Source organism: Vibrio hyugaensis, from assembly GCF_002906655.1.
In the GTDB taxonomy this organism is placed as follows: Bacteria; Pseudomonadota; Gammaproteobacteria; order Enterobacterales; family Vibrionaceae; genus Vibrio; species Vibrio hyugaensis.
In genome coordinates, this window is sequence record NZ_CP025795.1 from 672,438 (window position 1) to 689,007 (window position 16,570).

At 48.5% G+C, this 16,570-nt stretch carries 10 protein-coding genes; 2 read left to right on the forward strand and 8 right to left on the reverse strand.

Going from position 1 to position 16,570, the window contains the following annotated elements; all coding sequences use genetic code 11:
• Positions 1-153: 153 nt before the first annotated feature.
• The 3 genes from C1S74_RS20275 to blaCARB form a co-directional block, all read right to left on the reverse strand.
• Positions 154-1,203: an alcohol dehydrogenase family protein gene (locus C1S74_RS20275; protein ID WP_045397347.1), complete on the reverse strand. Its 1,050-nt coding sequence runs from the start codon at positions 1,201-1,203 to the stop codon at positions 154-156.
• 2 nt (positions 1,204-1,205) lie between these two features.
• Positions 1,206-1,721 carry a TetR/AcrR family transcriptional regulator gene (locus C1S74_RS20280; protein WP_045397350.1) on the reverse strand — a complete coding sequence of 172 codons (516 nt, stop codon included), beginning with the start codon at positions 1,719-1,721 and terminating at the stop codon, positions 1,206-1,208.
• A gap of 128 nt (positions 1,722-1,849) precedes the next feature.
• Positions 1,850-2,701: a CARB/PSE/RTG family carbenicillin-hydrolyzing class A beta-lactamase gene (gene blaCARB / locus C1S74_RS20285; RefSeq protein ID WP_045397352.1), complete on the reverse strand. Its 852-nt coding sequence runs from the start codon at positions 2,699-2,701 to the stop codon at positions 1,850-1,852.
• Between the two features lie 212 nt (positions 2,702-2,913).
• Between blaCARB and C1S74_RS20290 the strand changes: the two genes are divergently transcribed.
• Positions 2,914-4,245 (forward strand): ferredoxin reductase family protein, encoded by a 1,332-nt coding sequence (locus tag C1S74_RS20290; protein ID WP_045397354.1) that lies wholly within the window; start codon positions 2,914-2,916, stop codon positions 4,243-4,245.
• Positions 4,246-4,312: 67 nt separating this feature from the next.
• On the opposite strand, the gene copI is transcribed toward C1S74_RS20290, so the two are convergent.
• The 5 genes from copI to C1S74_RS20315 all read right to left on the reverse strand — a co-directional run bounded on the left by copI (position 4,313) and on the right by C1S74_RS20315 (position 12,001).
• Positions 4,313-4,864 (reverse strand): copper-resistant cuproprotein CopI, encoded by a 552-nt coding sequence (gene copI, locus C1S74_RS20295; RefSeq protein ID WP_045397356.1) that lies wholly within the window; start codon positions 4,862-4,864, stop codon positions 4,313-4,315.
• 77 nt (positions 4,865-4,941) lie between these two features.
• Positions 4,942-8,151, reverse strand: coding sequence for an efflux RND transporter permease subunit (locus C1S74_RS20300; RefSeq protein WP_045397358.1), 3,210 nt, complete (start codon positions 8,149-8,151; stop codon positions 4,942-4,944).
• Positions 8,152-8,153: 2 nt separating this feature from the next.
• Positions 8,154-9,887 (reverse strand): efflux RND transporter periplasmic adaptor subunit, encoded by a 1,734-nt coding sequence (locus C1S74_RS20305; protein ID WP_045397361.1) that lies wholly within the window; start codon positions 9,885-9,887, stop codon positions 8,154-8,156.
• Positions 9,888-10,051: 164 nt separating this feature from the next.
• Positions 10,052-11,443 carry a TolC family protein gene (locus C1S74_RS20310; RefSeq protein ID WP_045397363.1) on the reverse strand — a complete coding sequence of 464 codons (1,392 nt, stop codon included), beginning with the start codon at positions 11,441-11,443 and terminating at the stop codon, positions 10,052-10,054.
• 135 nt (positions 11,444-11,578) lie between these two features.
• Positions 11,579-12,001 carry a hypothetical protein gene (locus C1S74_RS20315; protein ID WP_045397366.1) on the reverse strand — a complete coding sequence of 141 codons (423 nt, stop codon included), beginning with the start codon at positions 11,999-12,001 and terminating at the stop codon, positions 11,579-11,581.
• 315 nt (positions 12,002-12,316) lie between these two features.
• Between C1S74_RS20315 and fdhF the strand changes: the two genes are divergently transcribed.
• Positions 12,317-16,555 (forward strand): formate dehydrogenase subunit alpha, encoded by a 4,239-nt coding sequence (gene fdhF / locus C1S74_RS20320; protein ID WP_045397368.1) that lies wholly within the window; start codon positions 12,317-12,319, stop codon positions 16,553-16,555.
• Positions 16,556-16,570 lie beyond the last annotated feature (15 nt).

The window sequence follows — 16,570 nt, forward strand, 5'->3', positions numbered from 1 at the left end:
CCTTTGGGCAGCGTTTGTTGGTCATTTCTACTGCGTTATCGACTTCTCATGTAGGCTAGCTACATAGCAAAGTCTCTGCCTTGTATAAATACCCAACAATTCGCTGCAAAAATCAGCTCGAAAGGTCAACAGACCCTAATGTAGAGATAGGTATTACTTCACGGTAAGAACCATCTTGCCTACATGTCCTTTCTCTTGGAATGCCGCTTGCGCTTGGTTGATGCCTTCAAGTGGGAACGTCTGTGCGACCAATGGTTTGATGTTGCCTTGTTCAATATGATGAACCAAGTTTCCAAACACTTCAGGCTCAAGGACGGTACAACCAAAGAAGCTGAGATCTTTGAGATACAGAGTGCGCACGTCTAACTCAACCATCGCACCGCCAATGGCACCTGATACCGCGTAACGACCTTTCGGGCGCAAGACTTCAAGGAACTGTGACCATTGGTCGCCAGCAACCAAATCAATCACCACATCGATGCTGTTATTGCCAAGTGCTTCAACAAGATTTGCGTTGCGTGGCACTACTTCATCTGCGCCCAGTTCCAACACTTGTTCATTTTTGCTTGGACTTGTAATGGCAATAACGGTGGCACCGCGCGCTTTGGCAAGTTGAATCGCCGCAGAGCCGACCCCGCCAGATGCACCAGAAATCAGGACACGATCCCCTTTGGCTACACGAGATCGAGTCAGCATGTTTTCTGCCGTTGAGTACGAACATGGGAAAGAAGCCAATTCAACATCAGTCAGGGCAGTATTCATTTTGTACGCATGCTTTGCAGAAACAACGGTGTACTCGGCGAAACCACCATCGCATTCTGAGCCATAGTACCAAGGTGGATTAATGGTTTCACCGTTCACATCGCTCAAGCAAGGTTCAATCAACACGCGTTCACCTATACGGCGTTCATCTACCATACTGCCAACGGCAACGATCTCGCCACAGACGTCAGCGCCTTGAATACGTGGGAGAACCAGTGCATTGCCGCTCCAACTTGCATCCTCGCTGTCGTTGTCACCTTTTGAATACCAGCCGATACGCGTATTGATATCGGTATTGTTCACGCCTGCAGCGGATACACGAATCAGCACTTCGTTCTCCTTTGGTTTCGGGACAGGAATATCCTGGCGATACTCCAACATTTCTGGGCCGCCATGGCCAATCAACAGTACGCCTTTCATTGTGGTTGGTAGAGTCGTCATGATCAGTCTTCCTTTAGCAATCTTAAAACAGTTTGTTGTGCCGAGTTTAGAGCCTCTTCTCCTAACACAGGCCAAGCACTAGAGACGCCTTCATGAACTAAAAACAGTTGCGTAGCAAGATCTTCGCGAAGGCTCTGTTTACCCAAAAATTGTCGAACGTCTTCTTTGTGTGCTTTGACGGTTTGGTTGATGATGTTGTGTTCTGGAAAAGCGGCAATGGCGTTCATCGACATACAGCCATGTGGTGCGTAGTCTTCCATCCATTGTTTGAGCTTGTTGAATACGTGTTGAGTGGCCTCTAGCCCGGCTTGTGGTGAATTATCCAGAAGGAAGTTTAGATAGCGTTGATGGCGGTGCTCCAGAGCGGCCACGATCATGTCTTCCTTGGATGGGTAATGTTTGTACAAGGTGCGCAGGCTAACGCCACAGGCAGCCTTGAGCTGTGCAACACTCGGCTCTGCAAACCCAAGCTCGCTAAAAGCTTGTTCTAGACTGGCGGCGATCTGTTCTTTCAACATAGCGTCTTCTTATGGGTAGAGTGAATGTTCTACCTTTAGAGTAGAGCGATCGTTCTACCGGTGTCAATCAGAATTGATCGCATAAAAAACGGAGCTCGAAAGCTCCGTTTAAAATCATTAATTTAGCGTTATATATTATTGTATTCGTCCAACACCAATTGGCTAATTTGAGCGATGACTTGGTCGCGTGCCTGCAACGATAAGTCGGTTTCAGTGATGTAAATACTGATGTAAACCGGTTTGTGGTTTTCCTTCCAGATCATTGCAGTAATGCCGCGTGAGCCAAAACCACCTGTACCGGCGCGATCTGCGATAGACCAGCCCTTAGGTAATACGGAACGCATCAAGGAATCAGAGACTTTGTTGTCTTGCATCCAGATCTTTAATTGAATTCGAGATTCGTACGACAACGCATCCCCTTCTAACAATGTCTGTAGGGTGTTTACCATGGCGTTAGGCGTTGTGGTGTCTTGTTTATCACCTGGTTTGGCTTCATTCAATCTTGGTTCAAAGCGATCTAGACGTGTTGCTTTGTCACCAATGTTGCGTAAGAACATGGTTACGCCACGTGGCCCACCAATGCTGCGTAAAACAATGTTCGCAGCTGTGTTGTCGCTCATTAACATCGCAGCTTCACATGCATGCTCAATACGAGTGGATTGGCCGACCATGCGATCCATGACTGGTGACCACACCACCATGTTACGCTCTTCTACTTTAGCGGTCGCGTTCTTATCAAGCTTTTCATTGTCCATGTCTTTTAGCATGGTCGCACACGCAAGGGTTTTGAAGGTGCTCATCATGGGAAAGCGTTCATCACCGCGATAGTCCCAATGCTCTTCGGTTTGTGTATCCCAAACGGATACACCGATTCGACCCGAAATATGCTCTTCAATCGCAGTGAGGTCTTCATTGAGTTTGGCGGCGTACGTTGCGCTCGAACAGGCTAACAATCCGAGTAGCAGAAATAGCTTTTTCATTCTTGATTTTCTTAGTGTTATTTATCCCAGTTCGCTGGTTTGCGAAGTGAGACGGAACTATAGCGAGTGAATACTCTAATCACTGTTAGATTCTTGTCTTTTTTCTGTAGGAATCCTTGCATATGCCAAGCTTTACGTGCTTTTACGCTTATTGACGTTGCTTTACATATGGACAGCTAAAGTAAAGTTGTCGATTAACCGAGTAACCAATCATGAAAACAGTCCGCAATATCATCTGGGCAATGATCGCCGTGATGTCCGTATTATGGTTTGCGATGGAGCCTCAGCTTTTCTCTTCAACAAATGTCTTTGAATGGCGTTCTGCCATGATCCAATATTCAGGCATTCTGTCGTTGATGCTGATGTCGATCACCATGGTGTTGGCGATGCGTCTGCCTGTGGTTGAAAACTGGCTACATGGCATGGACAAAGCGTATCGAGTTCACAAATGGCTCGGTATCGGTGGCGTTGCATTAGGTTTGGCGCATTGGCTTTGGTATCAGGTACCGAAATGGCTAGTCATGTCTGGTGTATTAGCAAGACCGGTGAAACACTCAGGTGCAGGACGGGAGGGGAATGTCTCTGGAATCGAGGCTTGGATTCATGGTTTGCGCGACCTTGCTCAAGGCATAGGTGAGTGGGGCTTCTACATGCTGTTGGTTTTGCTGGTGGTTTCTCTATGGGGCGCTGTGAAATACAAACCCTTTAAACTATCGCACCGCTTTATGTCTGTGGCGTACTTGCTGATCGCGATTCACTCTGTACTGCTGCTCAAACGCGCGTATTGGGGCGAGCCTGTTTACTATCTTACTGTTGGGTTTGCAGTCGTGGGTTCGATTGCCGCACTTTACAGTTTGTTTGGCTTCGTTGGTCGTCGCAATAAACATTCTGCGGTTTTGGCGTCGACACGTTACTTCCCTCAAGCTGAAGTGATGGAATTGGTCGTCAAACCAAATGCGTCTTGGCAAGGTCATAAAGCGGGGCAATTTGCTTACTTGTGTTTTGGTGATGAAGATGCCCATCCGTTTACTATCGTATCAGGCAGTGAAAGCAACGAATTACGTTTCTTAATCAAGGAGCTAGGTGACTTTACCACTGGACTGTATGAACGCGTAAAAGCGGGCGATGCTGTGATGGTAGAAGGGCCTTACGGACGTTTGGAGTTTGATTTAGAGAAACCTCAAATCTGGATCGCTGGTGGGGTAGGGATTGCTTCTTTCTTTGCCGCTTTGGAAGCATTGAAAGTGCAATCGCAAGCTAGCGACGTTCATCTGTTTTACTGCAGTCGTGGTATCGACGGTCAGTTGGTCGATGAACTTTGGCACTTAGCGCACCAAGCAAGCGTCAAACTGCATGTGATAGATACCATAAAATCGCCACGTTTGAATGCTGAACGAATTGCGGCTCAGTGTGGTGATTTGAACCAGTATGAAATGTATTTCTGTGGACCAGAAGCTTTCTCAAAAACACTGAAAAAAGAGTTGGGTGTGTGCCAATTTAATATCGATAAAAACTATCATGAAGAGCTGTTTGTGATGAGATAAAAATCATAATTGAACTGGAAAGAAAGGAGCTGAAATGTCAGCTCCTTTTGTGGTGTGCAAGTACGATTTACAGCGTAATGCTCTTCGTCATGCCCGCTTCTGCATGGCCCGGAATGTTGCACGCGAACTCAACGTTGTTGTCACCGTGGAAATGCCACAACAACTGCTTCGCTTTGCCCGGCTCTACTGTCACAGAGTTACCAGAGTCGTGTATGTGATCGCCGCTCATTGTCTTCATCATTTCGCGATGTTCTAGCTGCTCTTTAGCAGAGCCGATTGTGAACTCGTGGTTGATCTTACCTGTGTTCATGACTACGAACTGCACAACATCGTTTGGCTCAATTTTAACGTCTTTTTTGAACTTGATGGTCATGTCATCACCCAAGACAACGTGTACCACCTTGTCTGGCTTTGCGCCTTTCGCTGGCATACCAACTGCCGACATGCCCGGCATATCCATCATGTTTGAATGGTCCATCTTCATGCTGCCGTGGTCCATATTTTCATGCTTCATGTTGCTATGATCCATGTTCGCGTGGTCCATGTTTGAATGATCCATTTGGGCAAACGCAGTCGTTGTTGTTAGGGCTAGAGCAAGAGTGATTAGTGTCTTTTTCATTTTTATATCCTTGTTTTAATTCATTAATAACTTGGTTGCTTCCCCTCAAAACGGCATGTTTAAGGGGAAGGTAGGGATTAAGCCTTGTTGCCAGTGCGATCTGTGCTGTCGGCGTTTTCGATTTGGTGGCCAGTTTGCGTGCTTGCTTGACTCGGAGTTGAGTTACTTGGGCGCAACTCGCGTTGTTTCCAAAGCTTGAAGATGGCAGGAAGCACTAACAGCGTCAGCAGCAGTGCTGATGCCATACCGCCAATCATTGGCGCGGCGATACGTTGCATTACTTCTGATCCTGTACCTTCGCCGTACATGATCGGAATCAGACCAATAATGACCGTCAATACCGTCATCATTACTGGGCGAACACGCAGGCCTGCACCTTCACGAATGGCATCGGTTAGGTCTTTCGCCTCAAGCTTTTGTTTACCCTCTTCCGCATCCAGCTTTTTGTAGTGCCACGCTTGGTTAAGGTAGACGAGCATGATGACCCCAATTTCAACCGCGACGCCTGCTAGGGCAATAAAGCCGACCCCAACGGCAATCGAGAAGTTGTAGTTGAGGATATGCATGAGCCACAAACCACCAACCATAGCGAGTGGTAGGGTAAGCATGATGATCATCACTTCGCCAACGCGACGGAAGCTGAAGTAAAGCAACAGCATAATGATGGCGATGGTGATTGGAACCACAACGCTCAAGCGGTCTTTCGCACGCTCCATGTATTCGTATTGACCAGACCAAGCCAGTGAGTAACCTGCAGGAAGCTCCAGCTGATCGGCCACGACTTGCTGTGCTTCTACGACGTAAGAGCCAAGGTCACGACCATCGATATCGACAAACACCCAGCCGTTTGGACGCGCGTTTTCTGTCTTGATCATCGGAGGGCCGTCTTCGTAACGAATGTCCGCTACATCAGCCAGCGCAATACGAGCGCCATTTGGTGTCACCAATGGTAGGTTTTGCAGTTTAACCACTGAGTCGCGGTAGTCTTGTGGGTAACGAACGTTGATTGGGTAACGCTCCAAGCCTTCGATGGTTTCACCCACATTCATACCACCCACCGCAGTGGAGATCACCTGCTGAACGTCTTTGATGCTCAAGCCATAACGCGCTGCGGCACGACGTTTAATGTCGATCGTGACATAACGACCACCTGCTACACGTTCTGCGTAAACCGATGCGGTGCCTTGTACGCCGTTAAGAATTGGCTCCAACTGAGAGCCGATCTTCTCAATCACTTTCAGATCAGGGCCCGCGATCTTAATGCCGATAGGGGTTTTGATGCCCGTTGCCAGCATGTCGATACGTGTTTTGATAGGCATTACCCAAGCGTTAGTAAGACCAGGGAATTGAACCAGCTTGTCGAACTCTTTGCGCAGTGACTCGGTTGTTACCCCTTCACGCCATTGATCGCGTGGCTTCAACTGAATCACGGTTTCAATCATGGTGAGTGGCGCTGGATCGGTTGCGGTCTCAGCTCGGCCAATCTTGCCCCATACGGTTTTCACTTCTGGAACGGTTTTGATCAGCTTATTGGTTTGTTGTAGAAGCTCGCGTGCTTTACCAATCGAGATACCCGGATAGGTCGTTGGCATGTACATCAAGTCGCCTTCATCCAGCGGCGGGATGAACTCACTACCCAGTTTACTGGTTGGGTAGTAAGCCGACGCCATTAGACCTAATGCAATAACAATCATGGTCTTAGGGTATTTTAAGCTGGTGTTCAACAGCGGGCGGTACAACGCGACCAAGCCACGGTTAACCGGGTTTTTGTGTTCCGGTAACACCTTACCGCGAATGAAGTAGCCCATAAGAACAGGGACGAGTGTGATTGCCAAACCTGCGGCCGCTGCCATGGCGTAAGTCTTAGTGAACGCAAGTGGTGAGAACATCTTGCCTTCCTGACCTTCTAAGGCGAACACTGGTACGAAGCTAAGAGTAATGATCAGCAACGAGAAGAACAGCGGTGCGCCGACCTCTTCTGCGGCTTTGCCAATTACTTGCCAGCGGTTCTTGTCGGTCAGTGGCGTTCGTTCAATGTGCTTGTGAACGTTTTCAATCATCACGATTGCACCATCCACCATGGCACCGATGGCAATCGCAATACCACCCAAAGACATGATGTTGGCGTTGATGCCTTGCCAATGCATTACGATAAACGCACTAAGAATACCGACCGGTAGGCTCAGAGCGATAACCAATGAAGAACGAATGTGGAACAGGAACAACGCACACACAATCGCGACGACGATGAACTCTTCTGCAAGCTTTTTCCATAGGTTTTCTACCGCTGAATCGATAAGGGTAGAGCGATCGTAAGTTGCAACAATTTCCACGCCTTCTGGCAGGCTGCGTTGTAGGTCTGCAAGTTTGTCTTTGACTTTCGCAATCACTTCACTGGCGTTCTCACCGAAGCGCATCACGATTACGCCACCGACCGCTTCACCTTCGCCATTCAGCTCTGAGATACCTCGTCGCATTTGTGGACCAAGGTTAATGTCTGCGATGTCTCCTAATAGCAACGGTGTGCCTTTCTCGGTGACTTTTAGAGGCAGTGATTTGATGTCTTCAATGCTGGTTAGGTAACCCGTGGTACGAACCATGTGTTCGGCTTCCGCAACTTCGATAACGGACGCTCCAGTTTCTTGGTTGCCGTTTTGGATTGCCATGTTCACTTGTTGCAAAGTGAGGTTGTACGCACGCAGCTTGGCAGGATCAATCTGCACTTGATACTGCTTCACCATACCGCCAACGGTCGCGACTTCAGAGACACCATCAACGGTTTGCAATTCGTACTTCAAAAACCAGTCTTGCAGGCTGCGAAGATCTGCCAAATCGTGTTTGCCAGTTTTGTCTTGTAATACGTAACTGTAAACCCAGCCCACGCCCGTCGCATCAGGACCTAGGGTTGGTTTTGCGTTCGGTGGCAACTTTGGCGCTACTTGGCTTAAGTACTCCAACACGCGTGAACGTGCCCAGTACATGTCGGTATCATCGTTGAAAATGATATAAACGTAAGAGTCACCAAAGAAGGAATAACCACGAACTGTCTCAGCACCCGGCACGGCAAGCATGGCGGTGGTGAGTGGGTAAGTGACTTGATCCTCGACGACTTGAGGAGCTTGACCCGGATAGCTTGTCTTGATGATCACTTGCACATCAGAAAGATCCGGAATCGCATCTACAGGCGTATTCTTTACACTGTAAAGTCCGCCTAATACAAGGGCTAAGGTCGCGACCAACACTAGGAATCGGTTGCTCAGTGACCAACGAATAATAGCATTGATCATAATTAACCCTCGACGGCTGTTGTTGCAGGAACTAGCTGTTTAAGTACGTAGTCAGTTCCTTGTTTTTCAACTAGAAACCGAACTTTCTGTCCTTCTTCAAAACTCGATAAATCAACGTCTTCACCTACTGAGAAGTTCATATCGCCCGCATCCCAGTTCCATTCTGCAACCGGTAGGTGGTTTAAGGTGATCATGCCAAAGTCGGCCATTAGCATGGTGATGTCACCAGTTAGCCAAACTTCTGCAGCAATGACGCTTTTATCAGCAGTGCTTTTTGATGAATGGAAGTCGATGATTTGGTACTGACCGGACTCCGTCTTTTGCATTTCAAATTCGATAGCCTGACCTTTTTTCAAGTCACCCATCTCAACGCCATCTGCGAAAGTGAAGTTCATTACCATGCCCGGCCAATCCCATTCTGGTACAGGTTGGTGGTTGATGGTCAGCATGCGGTGATCTTTCATTACGTCTGTGATCTCACCTTTAGCCCATGCTGTTTCTGCCGCTGCTTCTACACCATTGATGCGAGACAGATCTGCCGACTGGCTTGATTCAGAGTCGAGCATAAAGTGAGATGAAGTAACGATCTTATCGTCTTGTTTAAGCCCTTGTAATACTTCGATTTGTTCGCCAGCTTCACGGCCAACTTCAATTCGAGCTGAGCGGTATTTGCCTTCGCCCTCAGCCAGAACAACGCGAGTCATACCCCCAGAGCGGATAACAGATGATTTAGGAATCGTTAACACTGCGTCGTCAGTGACAGGCTGCAAGGCAATATTGGCGAACATGTTTGGCTTCAATGCGCCATCTGGGTTAGGGAATTTAAGACGCACACGCAACGTACGTGTTTTCGGATCGAGGATTGGGTACACGTAATCCACGACACCTTGCCACTCATTGCCCGGGATCGCATCAAGGGTCATCGTGGCTTGAGAACCCGCTTTCATCCAGTGTGCTTGACGCTCAAAGACTTCCGCATCAACCCAAACATTGTCCAAAGGACCTGCACTGATCACCGCTTGAGCAGGGGACAAATAGCCACCTTCACGCACGTTTAAGCTTGCGATAACACCATCAGCAGGTGCTTTGATTTCAATGGTTTGTGATGCTTTACCACTACGAGTAATGGATTTGATTTGAGCACGGTCAACACCAAGTGTTACCAAGCGTTCGGTCGCCCCTTTTACAAGACCTTTGCGGCCAGTGCGGTAAGCATTCAGTAATTCTTCTTGTGCTTTAACCAGTTCTGGAGAGTAGAGCGTGAAAAGCACATCGCCTTTCTTCACTTTCTCACCCACAGCATTGATGTAGAGTTTTTCTACCCAACCCGCCACACGAACGTTGGTTTGCCATAACAGACTTTCATCAAAGGCAATATAACCAACGGTTTCGATGCGTGGTGATAGCTGTTGTAGTGTCGCGTTTGCGGTTTTAACCCCGAGGTTATTTTCTACTGAAGGGTCAATAGTCACTGTACCTGGTGCGTCTTGTTCACCGGATAGATCTTCTGCGTAAACCGGGATCAAATCCATGCCCATTGGGGATTTACCCGGCTTGTCGCGTTTGTAGTTCGGATCCATTGGGGCAACCCAGTAAAGTGGATCATTAGAGCTTGCAGCAGATTCGCCACTCATTGCACTCATGTCGTGAGCCGAGCCCGCAAGAAAATGATTAGCACCAAACCCTAAAGCACCACCAACAATCAGCGCGATGGTTGCAATCTTTAATGTTTTCATTGTTTTACCTTATTTTTCCCTTCACATTTGACGCTACAGCGTTGTTGCCTGCTCTCGTTCACCCAAATCACATAGAAGATCCCTTAGTTTGTTAGGGAAAGTGCTCATGGGATTCTCTCGTTTGCCGCCTAGCTGTAGCCCCAACTGTCTTGGGGAATCACAAATTAATATGTCGAAATAGAGCGAGCTTCCGGTGAAGTCACTTGATAGTCGAAACCACCGAGTAGGGTGGCTAAATTGCTGTTTGCGATGTTGAGGTCGGTCATCAGACGTTGTTGCTCTAATTGCAGAGCCAACTCATCAGTCGTGGCAGAAATCACATCGTTAAATTGCGCTGTGTTGTTTTGATAACCCCGCTCAACGGCTTGAATGCGCGCTTTCGCTTGAGGCAATAAGGTGGATTGATAACGTTCTAAACGCTGGGTTAAGTTGCCGCGATCAACCAGCAAAGTGTTTACCTTGGCATTCATCTGCGTTAGTAAGGTGTCTTTTTGCGATTGTGCCGCGCCAACTTGGTATTGAGCGGCAGCAAGATTGCGATCTTGGCGGTCACCCGTGAATAGGGGAATGTCCATGGTGAGGTAAGCGCTGACCAAATCAGAGGCGGGTTCACCCATCATGTTGTCGGCTTGGCGGTAGGCATACATTACTTCGACGCCAAACTGCGGGTTGTAGGCTTGCTCAGCAATTTCTACCTGAGTTTTATTGGCAGAAATGCTGACGTCGGCCATCTTAACCATCGGGTGTTGGCTGAGTTGCTGATAATGCTTGGTCGAATTCTGACTGGCAGAGAGTTTGCTGTTCAGTGTGTCCCAGTTCAATTGATTGCTCGCGTGCAGAGCCTGTTCGTTCGCCAACCAGTCTGATCCCAACCATTCGGAAAGTTGAGAGATAAGACGACGTTGCATCTGTGCATTGGCTTGCAGTTTCTCATCCAACTTGCTGACTTGAAGTTGGGCGTTGAGCAGATCTTGCGCTTCACTCTTACCAATCGAATAGTTGGTTTGAATAAAGCTTTCCATCTCCTTCATCAACTTGCGATTCTCAAGCATGATTTGTTTAGCTTTTTGTTGGTAACCAAGCTCTAACCAAAGTTGAGTCATGCTGTTGGCTACCTCAAGCTCACGAGCATGAACTTGAAGCCCAAGGCCGTCGGCTTGTTGATTGGCTTTCTTCTGCTGTAAATCAAGCGTAGAGCCACGCTCAAACTGTTGCATTAAACCAACGGAGATGTTGGTCATTGGGTCTTCATCGAATTTGAAGCTGTCGACAGGCAAGCCACCAAAACCCACTTTCAGTTTTGGGTCCATCAAGGTCGCGCTCGCGACGCCCGTTTCACGCATGGCAGCAGATTGCGCTGAGTATTGCTTACGATTGCCATCATTACTCAAAGCGACGTTGATCAGTTTGGCAAGCTTGGTCGTTGAAGCTCGCTCACTTGATGCGGAATTTTTCGCTGCATGTGTCTCTTTACCAGCGGCGTTAACCAAGGTTGGCGCAGCGACCAGAGCTACCATAAAAATAGGTGCAGCTAAGCGGTATGGTTTGATATCCATAATCTAAATCCAGTGTTCGCCGGATCGATGGAGGTGCGGATTTTATTGCGGGAACAGTAAAGCCTTGTTACCTCATCGTTCTGGCGCATTAAAACAACCTGCGATATACGCGCAGGGTCGAATGCTAGGACGGATTTAGGCTATAGGAGGTCGGTACAGGTCGCGGTTGACGTGTACGACTGGGGAAGCAACTTCAGGAGTAATGGTTGTGCGATAGACGACGGGCATTGGGCTATTGACAGGATTCGGTAGGGGGACGAAAACTATCGTACACGCGGCAGTACAGCAGGTGTGAACCATGCCGGAGCCTCCACCACAGTTCATGCTGGTTTCTCTTGCATCGCCATCTTCGGACATAGAAACGTCTGTCATGGAGACGTCCATCATGCCAGGCATACCGCAGTGTTCGCTGTCACTCATCATTGAAGGGTGGTGAGCCATGCCAGTAGACATCATTTGAATATTCATCAACGGCTCACTGTTCGCCACACTAGATACCAATAGCACTAGTGTCGTGAAGAGAGTTAACCAGATTGTATGCAGCGATTTTAAGTGCATACCCTTTCCCATGTGTTTGATGAAAATGATGAAAACCCTTCGATTCTAAAGGTTAACCTAAGGGTAAGGTCAATCATTTATTACTCTTATTATCAAAATAGTCCACCCCTTCAGTTTTCGCACTTTCGAGGGAGTAAAACGTTTGTTAAACACCGAGTGTTGAAAGTTAGCGAAAGAAGCCCTCGCTTTTTATGACACGTGAAAAATGTGGTTTATAAGTTTTACATCACACTAACTTGTCTTACAAATGATTATCCTTATAGAATGCATGGTTTTACTTGTGCAGATTTGGATTTGCTTTGCTGCGGGGGTTGCATGATAGAAATTGTCATCGATGGAAAATATAGAATTGTAGAAGAGGGTCTAACCCTTTTAGAAGCAGCAAAAGTGTGTGGGGTCGAGATCCCATCGCTGTGCGGAATGAACAAAAGTAATGAAAAAGTACCGTGTGACTTGTGTGTAGTTGAAGTCGAAAGTGGCGGTACTAAGCGTGCGTGTGAACTCGAAGTTTACCGCGGCCTTAATGTGGTCACGCAATCAGAACAATTAAGCGAGCACCGCAGAAAAGCACTCAACCGCATCATGACGGACCATTACGCCGATTGTGAAGCGCCATGTAAAACCGCGTGTCCTGCGGGCGTGGATATCCAATCGTACCTTTATCACATCGCACAGAACGATCATCAAAAAGCGATTGAAGTGATTAAGCGTACGCTTCCTATGCCACTATCGATTGGCCGTGTATGCCCAGCATTTTGTGAGAGCGAATGTCGCCGCTCGTTAGTCGATGAGCCTATTGCAATTCGTCAGCTAAAACGTCATGCCGCGGATGCGGATTTGTCTGCGCATGAAGCCTACGTACCAGAAAAGAAACCAAGCAAAGGTTTGAACATTGCCGTCGTCGGCAGTGGTCCTGGTGGTCTAACGGCTGGCTACTACCTATCGAACGAAGGCTATGACGTTACGGTCTTTGAATCCATGCCAAAAGCGGGCGGTTGGTTGCGTTACGGTATTCCTGAATACCGTTTGCCAAAAGACATTCTCGATAAAGAAATCGAACTGATGTGCCGTAATGGCATGCAAGTTCACACTAATCAAAAGCTGGGTGTGGATTTCACGCTTTCTCAATTGAGCGAAGAATACGATGCGGTGTGTTTAGCTGTCGGTGCGTCTCAAGCAGTTGAAATGCATTACACAGGCAGTGACCTTGAAGGTTGCTACTTAGGCGTTGATTACCTTAAAGATTACGTTACCGAGCAAAACTATGTAACGGGTCAGAAAGTCGCGGTGATCGGTGGTGGTAACACGGCAATTGACTGTGCTCGTACTGCGCGTCGTGCTGGTGCAGACACCACGTTGATTTACCGTCGTACCCGTGACGAAATGCCAGCAGAAGACTACGAGATTGTCGAAGCGGAACACGAAGGGGTGAAATTCCACTTCTTGACCAACCCTGCAGAAAACCTTGCCGATGAAACCGGACGCGTGAGTGCGATTCGTCTAGAGCGCATGGCGTTGGGTGAGCCGGATGCATCTGGTCGTCGAAGCCCTAAACCAACTGGCGAGTTCTTTACCGAAGAGTTCGACACCGTGATTGCGGCAGTATCGCAAAAGCCAGATCTGAGCTTCCTCGAAGGCGAAGATTTGTCGATTCCGCTTACGCGTTGGAACACCTCTGATGCAGATGAAAAGACCATGCACACCGGCACGGGCAACATCTTCAGTATTGGTGATTTCCGCCGTGGTCCTGCAACGGCAGTTGAAGCGGTGGGTGATGGTCGCGTTGCGGCAAAAGCCATTGACCTGTTTTTGAATGGCGATATGGCGGATATGCCAAAGGCGGCGTTCAACTCGCGCAAAGAGAAGAAACTCTCTCAAGTCGATCCGCTTCACTTCGAGAACATCCAAAAAGTCGCTCGCTCTATCATGCCAGAGCTGACTCCAACACAACGCGAGCAAAGCTTCGCTGAAGTGGAGTTGGGCTTTGATAACGAAGAAGCAATGAAGGAAGCCGCGCGCTGTCTAGAATGTGGCTGTCAGGCCAATACCGATTGTGCGCTACGTGACTACTCCACCGAATATGAAGCCGAGCAGAGCTTTGACTTCTCCTTGCAGATTAAATCACATCAAGATTGGTTAGATCTTCGTGCGAAAGACTTGCGTCATAAGTACGAAGTTGACCGCAGCTCTGAGTTTATTGAGTTTGATGCTAACCGCTGTATTAGCTGTGGTCAGTGCATCCAAGCGTGCCGCGACAAAGCCGTACACGGTGTACTGAACTTCGTGTGCGATAAACAAGGTCGTCCGGCATTACGTCCTGATGATCGTCCACACTTTGGAAGTAACAAGAATGGCTTAACCCTAATGGGTGATTCGAACTGCGTGCAATGTGGCGCGTGCGTTCAAGTGTGTCCAACGGGCGCAATGGTCGATAGTCGTGACCGTTCGCAAGGCCGTACTGAAGATCTGAAAGCGGTCGACACCATTTGTACATACTGTGGTGTGGGCTGTAAGTTGACCATGTACGTGGACGAAGCAACCAATACGATTCGTTACGTGAAGGGCGGTGACTCACCGGTTAACCAAGGCATGCTGTGTGTGAAAGGGCGCTTTGGTTTTGATTTCATCGGCAGTGAAGAGCGTCTTACCACGCCATTGATCCGTAAAGACGGTTGGCTGCAACCTGCAAGCTGGGAAGAGGCGATTCAACTGATTGCGAGCAAGTTCTCTGGCATCAAGCAAGATTTTGGCAGCAACGCATTGGCAGGTTTCTCTTCAGCAAAAACCACCAATGAAGACAACTACGCGTTCCAAAAATTTGTCCGTCGTGAACTGGGCACCAATAACGTCGATCACTGTGCGCGCTTGTGTCACGCATCGAGTGTAACGGGTCTTGAGGCGTCACTGGGCAGTGGTGCAATGACCAACGACATTCCAAGCATTAAGCACTCGGATGTGATCTTTATTATCGGTTCGGATACCACATCGGCGCACCCGATCATCGCTTCACACATCAAACAAGCAATTCGCCACCACGGCGCTCGTTTGATTGTGTCTGACCCGAAACGTGTCGATATGGCAGAGCATGCTGAGTTGTACATGGCGCACCGTCCGGGTACGGATGTGATGCTCCTAAACGGTGTCATGCAGCAGATCATCAAGAACGGTTGGTATGATCAAGAATACATCGAAGAACGTGTCGACGGTTTTGATACCTTACTGCAAGAAGTAATGTCGCCAGCTTACAATCTCGATAAAGTGGAGTTGGTTACGGGAGTTAAAGCCGAAGACATTCAAGCAATGGCGCGCATGATCGGTACGGCAGATCGTACGGCTGTGTACTACTCGATGGGTATCACTCAGCACACGACAGGTCATGACAACGTGCGTTCTATCGCTAACCTGCAATTGCTGTGTGGCAACATCGGTATTGAAGGTGGTGGTATTAACCCGCTGCGTGGTCAATCAAACGTGCAAGGCGCGTGTGATATGGGCGCTTTGCCAAACAGCTTCCCGGGCTACCAAAAGGTATATAACCCAATTGTGCGTCAGAAGTTTGCGATTGAATGGAACGCACCAAATCTGCCTTCTGAGCAAGGTCTAACCCTGACAGAAATCATTGATGCGGCTTGCCATCGTGACGTTCGTGGTATGTACATCATGGGTGAGAACCCAGTGTTGAGTGACCCGAACCAAGCGCATGTGATTGAAGGTTTAGAAGCACTCGACTTCTTGGTGGTTCAAGACATTTTCCTAACGGAAACCGCGCAATACGCGGATGTGGTTCTGCCTTCTTGCTCGTTTGCAGAGAAAGCGGGTCACTTCACCAATACGGAGCGTCGTGTTCAGCGCGTGAATCCGGTTGTCACGGCGCCGGGTGAAGCGAAAGAAGATTGGTGGATTATTCAAGAAATCGCCAATGCCATGGGCAGTGATTGGGATTACCACTGCGTGTCTGATATCACCAATGAAATCGCACGTGTGACACCTCAATACGCGGGTCTTCGTTGGGATGCCATTACGCCAAACGGTGTGCAATGGCCGAGCAACAAGAACAACCCTGCGGGTACTCGCATCATGCACCAAACCCAGTTTACTCGTGGTAAAGGGCAAATGGTGGGCGTACCGTTCCGTTATGCGGCTGAGCTGCCAGATGAAGAGTACCCACTAGTGTTAACAACAGGTCGTGTACTTGAGCAGTTCCATACCGGTACTATGACGCGCAAAACCAAAGGGTTGGATAACCTTGCTGGCCCTCGCGCAATGGTGAGTGTGGAAGACGCAGAAGCGCTAGGCATCAGTAATGGTCAGCGTCTGACGGTGTCTACACGTCGCGGCAGCATTGAGATTGATGCCTTTGTGACTAAGCGGATTCAAAAAGGTGTGGTGTTCATTCCTTTCCACTTTGTTGAATCGCCAGTCAACCGTCTAACGACAACGGCGACTGATCCGCATGCGAAGATCCCTGAGTTCAAGGTCGCTGCGGTTAAAGTGGAAGTGAGCGAAAAAGCGCTGCTCACAGAGCCTGCAACGGAAGCGGTTCATTCCATTTAAGCCAATCTGTTTAGA